The sequence below is a fragment of the Actinotalea sp. JY-7885 genome, from assembly GCF_014525465.1.
In the GTDB taxonomy this organism is placed as follows: Bacteria; Actinomycetota; Actinomycetes; order Actinomycetales; family Cellulomonadaceae; genus Actinotalea.
Genome location: NZ_JACEXH010000095.1, coordinates 1 through 12,972 on the forward strand (window position 1 = coordinate 1; position 12,972 = coordinate 12,972).

Annotated in this window: 10 protein-coding genes; 5 read left to right on the forward strand and 5 right to left on the reverse strand. The window is 74.4% G+C overall.

Annotation, left to right across the window (positions count from 1 at the left end; translation table 11 throughout):
• The coding region (gene miaB / locus IDM29_RS10130) for a tRNA (N6-isopentenyl adenosine(37)-C2)-methylthiotransferase MiaB (RefSeq protein WP_188037481.1) at nt 1-1,461 on the reverse strand (1,461 nt) is incomplete at its 3' end.
• 122 nt (nt 1,462-1,583) lie between these two features.
• Between miaB and IDM29_RS10135 the strand changes: the two genes are divergently transcribed.
• From IDM29_RS10135 to IDM29_RS10150, 4 genes are all read left to right on the forward strand, one after another.
• The gene (locus IDM29_RS10135; RefSeq protein ID WP_182113615.1) at nt 1,584-2,372 is read left to right on the forward strand and encodes an amino acid ABC transporter ATP-binding protein; all 789 of its coding nucleotides are present in this window, start codon (nt 1,584-1,586) and stop codon (nt 2,370-2,372) included.
• Between the two features lie 91 nt (nt 2,373-2,463).
• Nucleotides 2,464-3,351: a glutamate ABC transporter substrate-binding protein gene (locus tag IDM29_RS10140; RefSeq protein WP_182113614.1), complete on the forward strand. Its 888-nt coding sequence runs from the start codon at nt 2,464-2,466 to the stop codon at nt 3,349-3,351.
• 84 nt (nt 3,352-3,435) lie between these two features.
• On the forward strand, nt 3,436-4,086 hold the full coding sequence (locus tag IDM29_RS10145) for an amino acid ABC transporter permease (RefSeq protein ID WP_182113613.1): 651 nt from the start codon (nt 3,436-3,438) through the stop codon (nt 4,084-4,086).
• Nucleotides 4,083-4,958 carry an amino acid ABC transporter permease gene (locus IDM29_RS10150; protein ID WP_182113612.1) on the forward strand — a complete coding sequence of 292 codons (876 nt, stop codon included), beginning with the start codon at nt 4,083-4,085 and terminating at the stop codon, nt 4,956-4,958. Before IDM29_RS10145 ends, IDM29_RS10150 begins: the two co-directional genes overlap by 4 nt.
• A 43-nt stretch (nt 4,959-5,001) precedes the next feature.
• Here the strand turns inward: IDM29_RS10150 and rny are convergent, their stop codons facing one another.
• The 4 genes from rny to IDM29_RS10170 all read right to left on the reverse strand — a co-directional run bounded on the left by rny (nt 5,002) and on the right by IDM29_RS10170 (nt 8,728).
• Nucleotides 5,002-6,471 (reverse strand): ribonuclease Y, encoded by a 1,470-nt coding sequence (rny, locus tag IDM29_RS10155; RefSeq protein WP_182113611.1) that lies wholly within the window; start codon nt 6,469-6,471, stop codon nt 5,002-5,004.
• 75 nt (nt 6,472-6,546) lie between these two features.
• Entirely contained in the window at nt 6,547-7,026 is a 480-nt protein-coding gene (locus tag IDM29_RS10160) for a regulatory protein RecX (RefSeq protein WP_255491819.1), read from the reverse strand.
• A gap of 110 nt (nt 7,027-7,136) precedes the next feature.
• Nucleotides 7,137-8,177, reverse strand: coding sequence for a recombinase RecA (recA, locus tag IDM29_RS10165; RefSeq protein ID WP_182113610.1), 1,041 nt, complete (start codon nt 8,175-8,177; stop codon nt 7,137-7,139).
• A 326-nt stretch (nt 8,178-8,503) separates the two neighbouring features.
• Nucleotides 8,504-8,728 carry a DUF3046 domain-containing protein gene (locus IDM29_RS10170; protein WP_182113609.1) on the reverse strand — a complete coding sequence of 75 codons (225 nt, stop codon included), beginning with the start codon at nt 8,726-8,728 and terminating at the stop codon, nt 8,504-8,506.
• Between the two features lie 83 nt (nt 8,729-8,811).
• Between IDM29_RS10170 and IDM29_RS10175 the strand changes: the two genes are divergently transcribed.
• A partial coding sequence (locus IDM29_RS10175) for a DEAD/DEAH box helicase (protein WP_188037482.1) occupies nt 8,812-12,972 on the forward strand: 4,161 nt, incomplete at its 3' end.

Here is a 12,972-nt window from a genome sequence, read left to right on the forward strand (position 1 = left end):
GTCGAGGGCCGAGTCGGCCACGAGGTGGTGCGGGGCGGTGTGGGTGACGCGCACGGCGACCAGGTCGCCCGGCCGCGGCACGTCCGGCGCGACGTCGACCGCGGCGCGCGGGTCCAGGCCGTCGGGGCGCGGCTCGGGGACCGACCCCGGCGGGGTCGCCAGGTGGACCAGGCGGTTGTCCGCCGCGCGGCCCGTGACTCGCAGGGTGGCCCCGTCCTTGCGTCCGGTGCCCTCCGCGACGAGCACCTCGACGACGCGACCCAGCTGGGTCGCGTTCTCGCGCGCGGAGACGGCCTCCTGGAGCGCGATCAGGCGCTCGTAACGCTCCTGGACGACCTCCTTGGGCAGCTGCTCGGGCAGGTCCGCCGCCGGCGTGCCGGGACGCGGCGAGTACTGGAACGTGAACGCCGAGGTGAAGCGGGAGGCCTCCACCACGCGCAGCGTCTGCGCGAAGTCCTCCTCCGTCTCCCCCGGGAAGCCGACGATGATGTCGGTCGTGATCGCCGCGTCGGGCATCGCGGCCCGCACGCGGTCGAGGATGCCGAGGAACTTCTCCGAGCGGTACGAGCGGCGCATCGCGCGCAGCACGCGGTCCGAGCCCGACTGCAGCGGCATGTGCAGCTGCGGCATGACGGTGGGCGTGGCCGCCATCGCCTCGATGACGTCGTCGGTGAAGGCCGCGGGGTGGGGCGAGGTGAACCGCACGCGCTCGAGCCCCGGCACGGCGCCGACGGCGCGCAGCAGCTTGGCGAACGCGCCGCGGTCCCCGAACTCGACGCCGTAGCTGTTGACGTTCTGCCCCAGCAGCGTGACCTCGATGGCCCCCGCGGCGACCAGTGCCTCGACCTCGGCGAGGATCTCCCCGGGCCGGCGGTCCCGCTCCTTGCCGCGCAGGTGCGGCACGATGCAGAAGGTGCACGTGTTGTTGCAGCCCACGCTGATCGACACCCAGCCCGCGTACACGGACTCGCGGCGCGTGGGAAGGGTCGAGGGGAAGACCTGGAGCGACTCGGCGATCTCGACCTGCGCCGCGGCGTTGTGGCGCGCGCGCTCGAGCAGCACGGGCAGCGCGTCCAGGTTGTGCGTGCCGAAGACGACGTCGACCCAGGGCGCCTTCTCGACGATGACCGACCGGTCCTTCTGGGCCAGGCAGCCGCCGACGGCGATCTGCATGCCGGGCCGCGCCGCCTTGACCGACGCGAGGTGCCCGAGGTTGCCGTAGAGGCGCGTCGCAGCGTTCTCGCGCACCGCGCAGGTGTTGATGACCACGACGTCGGCCCGTGACGACGCGGCGTCCTGCGCGCTCGCGGGCACGTACCCGGCCGCCTCGAGCATGCCGGCCATGTGCTCCGAGTCGTGCACGTTCATCTGGCAGCCGAGCGTGCGCACCACGTAGGTGGGCGGGGCGGCCGCGCCCGGCGAGGTCGGGGCGGGCGCGGGGGTGGGCAGGGTCGTCGTCATGGCCCCACCAGGGTACGGCGCGTGCCGCCTAGACGATTCCTTGACCGGCCGATGCCGACTTGTGACCAGGTTGGCAGTGTCGCGGCTGGCCGGGGCCCGGTTCGTCCCCCTAGGTTCAGCAGATGGTGTCTGCAGCATCCGATCCCGTGCCCACCCCCGGACCTTCGTCCCTGGGCGAGCCGCTCGTCGTCCTGGACAAGGTCAACAAGTACTTCGGGGCCCTCCACGTCCTGCGGGACATCGACCTCACGGTGCGGCGCGGGGAGGTCGTGGTCGTCATCGGCCCCTCCGGGTCGGGCAAGTCGACGCTGTGCCGGACCATCAACCGCCTCGAGACCATCGACAGCGGGACCATCACGATCGACGGCCAGCCGCTGCCCGCCGAGGGCAAGGCGCTCGCCCGCCTGCGGGCCGACGTCGGCATGGTGTTCCAGTCGTTCAACCTCTTCGCGCACAAGACGGTCCTCGAGAACGTCACGCTCGGACCGATCAAGGCCAAGGGCGTGCGCCGCGCGGACGCCCAGCGCAACGCCATGGAGCTGCTCGAGCGCGTCGGCGTGGCCGACCAGGTGCAGAAGCTGCCCGCCCAGCTCTCCGGGGGCCAGCAGCAGCGCGTGGCGATCGCCCGGGCGCTCGCCATGAACCCGAAGGTCATGCTCTTCGACGAGCCGACGTCGGCGCTCGACCCGGAGATGATCAACGAGGTGCTCGACGCCATGGTGTCCCTGGCCTCCGAGGGCATGACGATGATCGTGGTCACGCACGAGATGGGCTTCGCGCGCCGGGCCGCGCACCGCGTCGTCTTCATGGACGCCGGCCAGATCGTCGAGGAGGCGGAGCCCGAGACGTTCTTCACCGCCCCCCGCAGCGAGCGCGCCCAGGACTTCCTGTCCAAGATCCTCACCCACTAGGCCCGAGCCCCGGCGCGGCCGCCCCCGCCCGACCGACCCAACCGATCAGACCCCGCACCCAGGGGTGAACACGACACGAAGGGACGACCCCATGCGCTCACGGAGAGGAGCCGTCGCGGTGATCGCCGCGATGACGCTCGCACTGACCGCCTGCAGCAGCGACACCGACGAGCCGGCCGAGGAGGACGCGGCCGCGGAGGGCGACGCCACCGAGGGCGCCGCCGCGGACTTCCCCGAGGGATCCACGATGGCCGAGCTGGCCGAGGCCGGGTCCATCACCATCGGCACGAAGTTCGACCAGCCCCTGTTCGGGCTCGTCGGGCCCGACGGCGTGCCGCAGGGCTTCGACGTGGAGATCGCCAAGCTCATCGCCGCCGAGCTCGGGATCGACGAGGACGGCATCGAGTGGGTCGAGACGACGTCGCAGGTCCGTGAGGACTTCATCGAGACGGGCCAGGTCGACTTCATCGTCGCGACGTACACGATCAACGACGACCGCAAGGAGCGGATCTCCTTCGCCGGCCCGTACTACGAGGCCGGCCAGTCGATCCTCACCCTCGCGGAGAACGAGGACATCGAGGGACCGGACGACCTCGCGGGCACGAAGGTCTGCACCGTCTCCGGCTCGACCCCCGAGAAGAACCTGCTCGAGAACTTCCCCGACACCGAGGTCGTGCCCTTCGGCACGTACGCCGAGTGCATCGACCCGCTGCGCAACGGCCAGGTGGACGCGGTCTCCACGGACAACGTCATCCTCGCCGGCTTCGCCGCCGACAACGACGACCTCGAGGTGCGGGGCGAGCCCTTCACCGAGGAGCCGTACGGCATCGGCCTCGCCAAGGACGACACCGAGTTCCGCGACTGGATCAACGACACGCTCGAGGCCGCCTACGAGGACGGCCGCTGGACCGAGGCGTGGGAGGCCACGGCCGGGACCGTGCTGCCGACGCCCGAGCCGCCCGCCGTCGACCGCTACTGAGCAGCTCGTCCGCCGCGCGGGGCCCAGCGCCCCGCGCGGCGGACGAGGGCTTCGCCGTCCCACCAGCACCGAGGAGTCGTCCGCGTGGACGTGATCGTCGACAACCTGCCGACGTACCTGCAGGGGTTCGCCACGACCCTGCGGCTGACGTTGTACTCGGGTGCCCTCGCGCTCGTCGCCGGGGTGCTCCTGGCGGCGCTGCGCGTCTCGCCGCTGCGCCCGCTACGGGCGCTGTCCGCCGTCTACGTCGAGGTGCTCCGCAACACCCCGCTCACGCTCGTCTTCTTCGGCCTCGTCTTCGTGGCGCCGCGGTTCGGCCTCATCACCCCCCTCGGCTTCTGGACCGCCGTCATCTGCCTCTCCGCCTACACCGCGGCCTTCGTCAGCGAGGCCGTGCGCTCGGGCATCAACAGCGTCGGCGTGGGTCAGGCCGAGGCCGCCCGCGCGATCGGCCTGACGTTCGGCCAGACCCTCGGCGAGGTGGTCCTGCCCCAGGCGGTGCGCAGCGTGATCCCGCCGCTGATCAACGTCTTCATCGCGCTCGCCAAGAACACCTCGGTCGCCGCCGGCTTCGCCGTGGTCGAGCTCATGGCCACCGGCCGGCGGCTCGGCGTCGCCAACGCCGCCGACGGGCTCTGGGTCCTGGTCGGTGTCGCCGTGTTCTACCTGCTCCTGACCATCCCGCTCGGCCTCGTGGCCGGCGCCGTCGAGCGGAAGGTGGCGTTCTCCCGATGAGTGCCGTCCTGTACGACTCCCCCGGACCCGTCGCCCGCCGGCGCGAGCTCGTCGGCTCCATCGTCGGCACCGTCGTGGTGGTGGCGCTGCTCGCCCTGGCGGCCTGGTACGCCGCGGGCAGGGACGTGTTCGCACCCGACCGCTGGGACGTGCTCTACGACCCGCCGAAGAACCAGTCCGCGGCCGACGTCTGGGCCTTCATGTTCAAGGGACTGGGCGCGACGCTGCGGGCGGCCGCCGTGGCGGCGCCCCTCGCGCTGGTGCTGGGGCTGGTCCTGGCGATGCTGCGCACCGCCCGCCACGCCGCGGTGCGCATCCCCGCGACCGTGGTGATCGAGATGTTCCGCGGCCTGCCCGTGCTGCTGATGATGTTCTTCGGCCTCATCGGCTTCCGCTGGGACGCCTTCGGCGCCGTGGTCTTCGGCCTCACCGTGTACAACATGGCGATCATCGCCGAGATCCTGCGGGCCGGGCTCGCGGCCCTGCCGAAGGGCCAGTCGGAGGCGGCCTACGCCGTCGGCCTCACGCGCCGCCAGACGCTGCTGACCGTCCTGCTCCCCCAGGCCGTGCGCACCATGCTGCCGAGCCTCATCGCGCAGCTCGTCGTGCTCCTCAAGGACTCCTCGCTGGGCTTCATCGTCGGCTACGCCGAGCTGCTCAAGTCGATCCAGAACAACGCGCAGTTCTTCGGCAACAACTACTACGTCGCCCTGTTCGTCGTGGGCGCCGGCATCTACCTCGTGGTGAACCTCAGCCTGTCGTGGCTCGCACGCCGGATCCAGCGGCGCACCACCCGCACCGCGGCCCCGCCGCGTGCCGCCGACACCCTCGCGTCCAACACGATCGGCGGCGGCGGGAGCAGCACGTCCTGAGCCCGTCCCGCGGGCGTGCCGGGTAGGGCGGCGGTGGCGCGGGTCAGCCGGCCGTCGCGCTCGCCCGCAGCTCGCGGATGACGGTCACGGTGATCTCCCCGGGGTAGGAGAGGTCCTTCTCGATCTGGCGCGCGATGTCGGACGCGAGCCCCGGCAGCGCGGTGTCGGCGACGAGCTCGGGCTCCACGACGACCCGCAGCTCGCGCCCCGCGGCCATGGCGACGGCCCGTCGCACGCCGTCGTGCGCGACGACGATGCGCTCGAGGTTCTCCATGCGCTCGACGTACTGGTCCAGCTCCTCCCGGCGGGCGCCGGGACGCGCCGCCGAGCACGTGTCCGCCGCCTGGACGAGGACGGCCTCGACGGACTCCATCGGGACCTCGTCGTGGTGGGCCGCGATCGCGTTGACGACGACCGGCGACTCGCCGAGGCGCCGCGCGAGGTCCGCGCCGACGGTGGCGTGGGTCCCGCCCAGCTCCCCGGTGAGCGCCTTGCCGATGTCGTGCAGGAAGGCCGCGCGGCGCGCCACCTGGGCGTCGGCGCCGATCTCCGCCGCCATGAGCGCGGCGATCTGCGCGCTCTCGACGAGGTGGGCGAGGACGTTCTGCCCGTAGCTGGTGCGCAGGCGCAGCCGACCGAGGACGTCGATCAGCTCCGGGTGCAGGCCGCGCACCCCCGCGCGCTCGGCGGCGTCGTGACCCGCGGCCGCGGCGCGGTCGGCCGTTCCGGCGACCGCCTCGGCGTAGGCGATCTCGATCCGCTGAGGGTGGATGCGGCCGTCCGCGAGGAGGCTCTCGAGGGCGACCGCGGCGACCTCGCGCCGCTCGGGGTCGAAGCTCGACAGCGTCACGGAGTCGGGCGTGTCGTCGATGATGACGTTGACCCCGGTGAGCGCCTCGAAGGTGCGGATGTTGCGCCCCTCCTTGCCGATGATGCGGCCCTTCATCTCCTCGCCCGGCAGCGGCACCACCGTGACGACGCTCTGCGCGCTCGTCGGGCCGGAGACGCGCTGGACGGCCGTGGCGACGACGCGCCGCGCGCGCTCCTCGGCGATGCGCTGGGCACGCGCCTCGATCCGGCGCACGGCCGCGGCGGCCTCGTGGGTCGCGAGCTCGGTGGCCTGGCGCACCTGCTCGGCCCGCGCCTCCTCCGCCGAGAGCCCGCTCATCGCCTCGAGCGCGGCGGCAGCGTCGACGCGAGCCTGCGCGAGGACCCGGGCCGCCTCGGCGCGGTCAGCCTCCGCGGCGGCGGCGCGCGCCTGGGCGCGGTCGAGGGCGTTGCGGGCCTCCTTGCGCTCGGCCGCCACCTCACGCTCGCGCTCCACGACGCGCTCCTCGCGGCGCTGGGCGTCCGAGAGCTGCGCGCGGGCCTCCGTGCGGATGGACACGACGTCGGACGCGGCCTGGCGCCGGGTCGCGGACGCCTCCCGGCGGGCGAGCAGCACGAGGACCAGCGCCACCAGGCAGGCCATCAGCAGGACGACCACGATCACCGTCTCGCCCACGCCAGCCATGTCGCTCTCTTCCGTCGTCGTCGCGCACGCACCGACCGACCGGTCGAGCCGCATGCGTGCGCCGGGGCCGGCGCGTCAGTCCGCGCGGACGTCCCCGGCGTCGTGGTCACTATGGTCCACCATCTCCCGGACCAGCCTCGACGACAGGCCGGAGGAGTACCCCTTGCGTCCGAGCATCGCCATCGCCCGACGCGCCTGGGCCTGCGGGTCGATGTCGGGTCCCGAGCGCCAGCGCCGACGCAGCAGCTCGCGCGCTGCGCGCTCCTCGGTCTCGTCGTCGACCTGGGCGAGCGCCGCCTCGGCGTGCTCGTCGGCGATGCCCCGTCGCCGCAGCTCCTGCGCCAGGCCGCGCCGCGCCAGGCCGCGCGAGGCCTGCTGGCTGCGCACGAGCATCTGGGCGTACTCGGCGTCGTCCACCAGCCCGACCTCGGTGAAGCGGTCGAGCAGGCGCGACGCGAGCGCCTCGTCGACGCCCTTGCGCGCGAGCGCGTCCTCGAGCTGGCGCCTGCTGCGCGGCGCCCCCGTCAGCTGACGCAGGATGATCGCCCGCGCCACGGACTCCGGGTCGGGCTCCGCGTCCAGCGCGGCGGCGCTGTCGGTCGGCTGGTCCCCGGGCTCGTCGGCGGGCCGGCCGCGGGGCCGGCGCCGGCCCGCCGTCGGCCCCGTCAGAAGTCGACCTGCTTGGACGGGTCGGCCGGCGCGTCGATCCGGGCGCCGATGCCGAGCTTCTCCTTGATCTTCTTCTCGAGCTCGTCGGCCAGGTCGGGGTTGTCACGCAGGAACCCGCGCGCGTTCTCCTTGCCCTGGCCCAGCTGGTCGCCGTCGTACGTGAACCACGACCCTGACTTGCGCACGAACCCGTGCTCCACGCCCAGGTCGATCAGGCCACCCTCGCGCGAGATCCCGATGCCGTAGAGGATGTCGAACTCGGCCTGCTTGAACGGCGGCGCGACCTTGTTCTTGACGACCTTGACGCGCGTCCGGTTGCCGACCGCCTCCGTGCCCTCCTTGAGCGTCTCGATGCGGCGGATGTCCATGCGCACCGACGCGTAGAACTTCAGCGCCTTGCCACCGGTCGTGGTCTCGGGCGAACCGAAGAACACGCCGATCTTCTCGCGGAGCTGGTTGATGAAGATGGCCGTGGTGCCGGACGCGCTCAGGGCGCCGGTGATCTTGCGCAGCGCCTGGGACATCAGGCGCGCCTGGAGGCCGACGTGGCTGTCACCCATCTCGCCCTCGATCTCCGCCTTGGGCACGAGGGCCGCGACGGAGTCGATGACGACGATGTCGATCGCGCCGGAGCGGATCAGCATGTCCATGATCTCCAGGGCCTGCTCACCCGTGTCGGGCTGCGAGACCAGGAGCGCGTCCGTGTCCACCCCGAGCTTCTTGGCGTACTCGGGGTCCAGCGCGTGCTCGGCGTCGATGAAGGCCGCGATCCCGCCGGCCCGCTGCGCGTTCGCGACGGCGTGCAGGGCGACGGTCGTCTTGCCGGAGGACTCCGGGCCGTAGATCTCCACCACGCGGCCGCGGGGCAGGCCGCCGATGCCGAGCGCGATGTCCAGCGCGATCGAGCCGGTGGGGATCACCTCGATCGGAGCGCGGGTCTCGTCGCCCAGGCGCATGATCGACCCCTTGCCGAACTGGCGGTCGATCTGGCCGAGCGCGGCCTCCAGGGCCTTCGTGCGGTCTGCGGGAGCTGCCATCGTGTCACCTCGGGTTCTGGGCGGAACCCCACCCGGGGACCCGCGTTCGGCTGTGCGTCGGTCGTGCGTCTCGAGTCATGCGTCTCGGTCGTGCGCCGTGGTCGGCGACCTGCTGGTGACGCTACGCCCGGCCACCGACATCCCCGCGACGGGGCCGCCGGGGCTGGGGACGCACCGGACGCCGTACGCACCTGTGGACGAGTGTAGCGAACAGGTGTTCGATCACGGTGCGACACGCGGGGCGTCGATCCCCGCGGCGGTGGTGACGTCGCCGAACGTCGTGACGAGTCCTCGGGCGCTGATCAGCGGCTCCTGCTCGCCGACGCTCACCGGCGCCGGGACCCGCGCGTCAGGCTGCCCCAGCGGTCGGCCTGGGGGACGTCCATCGCGTCGCACAGCGCCCGCCAGACGGCGCGCGGGTCCTCGCCGTCCGCGAGCGCCTGCACCGCCGTGCGGTCGCCCAGCCCACCGAGCGCCTGGTCCTGCGTGAGGGTGCGGCCCAGCGGGCCGAGCACGTCGTCGACCAGCTCCCAGAACTCGCTGTAGCGCACGGAGCCAGGGTGCCACGGGGCGCGCCCGCTCGTCGCCGCGGGCCGACCGCGCCCGTGTCCGACCCGCGCGCCACAATGGCCCGATGAGCCCGATCGGACGGACGCCGGTCGCCGGACCCGGCGGACCGGTGACCGTCGCGCCCGGGCCGGCCGAGGTGCTCGCGCGCTTCTCCGCGCCGACGCGCGCGTGGTTCACCGGTGCGTTCGACGCGCCGACCTCGGCCCAGGCGGGCGCCTGGGACGCGGTCGCGGGCGGCGACCACGCCCTGGTGGTGGCGCCGACCGGCTCGGGCAAGACGCTCGCCGCGTTCCTCTGGGCCCTGGACGGGCTCCTGACGCAGCCGCCGCCCGAGGACCCCGTCGACCGCTGCCGCGTGCTGTACGTGTCGCCGCTCAAGGCCCTCGCGGCCGACGTCGAGCGCAACCTCCGCTCGCCGCTGGTCGGCATCCGGCAGGCCGCGACGCGGCTGGGCCTGGAGGTGCCCGAGGTGCGGGTCGGGATCCGGACCGGCGACACGCCGCCCTCGGAGCGCCGGGCCTTCGGCACGCGCCCGCCCGACATCCTCATCACGACGCCCGAGTCGCTCTTCCTGGTCCTGACGTCCGCGGCCAGGGAGGGCCTGCGAGGTGTCGGCACGGTGATCCTCGACGAGATCCACGCCGTGGCGGGCACCAAGCGGGGGGCGCACCTGGCGGTGAGCCTGGAGCGGCTGGACGCGCTCCTGGACGAGCGCGGGGGCGACGGGCCGCGCCCGGCGCAGCGGATCGGGCTCTCGGCCACGGTGAGCCCCGTCGCGGCCGTCGCCGGCTTCCTGCGCGGGGCCCGGACCGCGTCCGACGGCGGCCGCGAGGTCGCGGTGGTCCAGCCCCCGTCGACCAAGCGGGTGGAGGTCGACGTCGTGGTCCCGGTCCCCGACCTCACGGACCTCGGGGGTGCGACCCGCCCGGCGGGTGCGTCCGACGGCGCGGTCGGCTCACGCGGACCCGCGCACGGACGCGACGACGGGCCGGACCTGTCGGGCAGCGCCGCCGGGGCGCCCACGCGACCGTCGATCTGGCCGCACGTCGAGGAGCGCGTCGTCGACCTCGTCGCCACGCACCGCTCGACGCTCGTCTTCACCAACTCCCGGCGCGGCGCGGAGCGCCTCACCGCCCGCATGAACGAGGTCTGGGCCCAGCGGCAGGGCGAGGACCTCCCCGATCCGGGCAGCCTGACCCCCGCGAGCGTGCAGGCGCAGTCGGGCGCCGCCGTCGGGGTCGACACGTCGGACGCCGCCACGGTGCTCGCGCGCGCCCACCACGGCTCGATGAGCCGTGCGGAGCGCACGCGCACCGAGTCCGAGCTCAAGGAGGGTCGCCTCCCGGCGGTCGTCGCGACGTCGTCCCTCGAGCTCGGCATCGACATGGGCGCCGTCGACCTCGTCGTCCAGGTCGGCTCGCCGCCGTCCGTCGCGTCCGGCCTGCAGCGGATCGGGCGTGCCGGGCACCAGGTCGGCGCCGTCTCCCGCGGCGTCGTCTTCCCGACCTTCCGCGGCGACCTCGTCCCGGCGGCCGTCATCGCGCAACGCATGCGCGACGGACGGATCGAGCGGCTCGACGTCCCGCGCAACCCGCTCGACGTCCTCGCCCAGCAGGTCGTCGCCATGCTGGCGGTCGAGGACTGGTCGGTCGACGACCTCGCGCGCGTCGTGCGGCGGGCCGGGCCGTTCGCGGACCTCGGCGACGCCAGCCTGCACGCGGTCCTCGACATGCTCGCGGGCCGCTACCCGAGCGAGGAGTTCGCGGAGCTGCGGCCACGGATCGTGTGGGACCGCACGACCGGCGTGCTGAGCGCGCGTCCCGGGGCGCTGCGGCTCGCCGCGACGAGCGGCGGCACGATCCCGGACCGCGGCCTCTTCGGCGTGTTCCTCGCCGGCGCCACCGACGCGCCGGCGGACGAGGCCGCCGGCGGCACGCGCCTGCGCGGGGGCAAGCGCGTGGGCGAGCTGGACGAGGAGATGGTCTACGAGTCACGCGTCGGCGACACCTTCACGCTGGGGTCGAGCACGTGGCGCATCGAGGACATCACGCCCGACCGGGTCCTCGTCAGCCCCGCGCCGGGACTGCCCGGGCGCCTGCCCTTCTGGAAGGGCGACTCCCCCGGCCGCCCGGCGGAGCTGGGCGAGGCGCTGGGCGCCTGGGTGCGTGAGATCGCCGCCCTGCCGCGCGACGAGGCGGTGCGGCGCGTCGGGTCGGCCGGCCTCGACGCGTGGGCCACGGACAACCTCGTGGGCTACGTCGAGGAGCAGCGGGCCGCCACGGGTGTGCTGCCCGACGACCGAACGATCGTCGTCGAGCGCTTCCGCGACGAGATCGGCGACTGGCGCATCGTCATCCACTCGCCGTACGGGGCCCGCGTGCACGCGCCCTGGGCCCTGGTCGTCGGGGCGAGGCTGCGGGAGCGGTACGGGCTCGACGCCGCGGCCATGCACTCGGACGACGGCATCGTGCTGCGCCTGCCGGACATGGTGGCCTCCGGGCTCGGCACGTGGGACGCCGAGGCGGGCGGGTGGAGCGGTCCTGGGGGCCTCGAGGCCGCCGACGGCCCCGCGATCGACCTCGGCGACCTGCTCGTGGACGCGGACGACGTGGCCGCCGCCGTGCGCACCGAGCTGGGCAGCTCGACGCTCTTCGCGGCACGCTTCCGCGAGGCCGCCGCGCGGGCGCTCCTGCTGCCCCGCCGCCGGCCCGACAAGCGCCAGCCGCTGTGGCAGCAGCGTCAGCGCTCCGCCCAGCTGCTCTCGGTCGCCTCCCGCTACCCGGAGTTCCCGATCCTGCTCGAGGCGGCGCGCGAGTGCCTCCAGGACGACTTCGACGTCGCGGCCCTCACCGAGCTCATGCGGGCGGTGTCCGCGCGGCGCGTCCGCGTCGTCGAGGTCACCACCCCGTCGCCGTCGCCCTTCGCCCAGTCCCTGCTCTTCGGCTACACGGCCCAGTTCCTCTACGACGGCGACGCGCCCCTGGCCGAGCGCCGCGCCGCGGCCCTCACGCTCGACCCGACCCTGCTCGCCGAGCTGCTCGGTCAGGGCGGGGAGTCGCAGCTCGCCGACCTCCTCGACCCCGACGCGGTCGAGCGGACCGAGGCCGAGCTGCGCGGCACCGCGCCGGAGCGACGCGCCAAGGACCTGGAGGGCGTCGCCGACGTGGTGCGCCGGCACGGCCCCCTGACGACCGCCGAGGTCGTGGAGCGCACGCGCGACGACGTCGCCGGCCAGGTCCCCGACTGGCTCGCCGAGCTCGCGTCGCGGCGCCGCGTCATCACGGTCCGCGTGGGCGCGCAGGGCGAGGAGCGGTGGGCCGCCGTCGAGGACGCAGGCCGTCTGCGCGACGCGCTCGGGGTCGCGCTGCCGGTGGGCATCCCGGAGGCGTTCACCGAGATCGTGCCCGACCCGCTCGGCGACCTCGTGCGGCGCTGGGCGCGGACGCACGGGCCGTTCACCGCCGCGCAGGTGGCCGCCTGGCTCGGGCTGGGCACCGCCGTGGTGGCCGACGTCCTGCACCGGCTCGAGGCCCAGGGCGCCCTGGTCTGCGGCCGGCTGCGACCCGACGTGCTGGGCGGCACGGGCGAGGACTACTGCGACACCGAGGTGCTGCGCACGCTCCGCCGCCGCTCGCTCGCGGCGCTGCGCGCCGAGGTCGAGCCGGTCCCCCAGCAGGCGCTCGGCGTCTTCCTGCCGCGCTGGCAGGGCGTCGTCGACGCGGCGGCGGCACCGCGGCTGCGCGGGGTCGACGGCGTCGCGCGGGTCGTCGAGCAGCTCGCGGGCGCGGCGCTGCCCGCCTCCGCGTGGGAGACGCTCGTCCTGCCCGCGCGTGTGCCCGGGTACCAGCCCGCGATGCTGGACGAGCTCACCGCGGGTGGCGAGGTCCTGTGGGCGGGGCACGGCTCCCTCGCCGCTCGGGACGGGCTCGTGAGCCTGCACCCGGCGGCCGCGGCGGACCTCACGCTGCCGGCGCCGCTGCCCCGGGAGGGTGCGCTCGCGGGCCCGGTGCACGACGCCGTGCTCGAGGCGCTCGCCGGAGGCGGCGCGTACTTCGTCGACGCCCTGGCGGCACGCGTCGGCGGCGACGACCCGTCGGTCACGGCGGCTGCCGTCGCCGACGCCCTGTGGGACCTGGTGTGGGCGGGCTGGGTCACCAACGACGGCCTGGCGCCGCTGCGCGCGCGGCTCGGCGGCGGTGGCCGGGGCGCACGCGGCACCACCCAC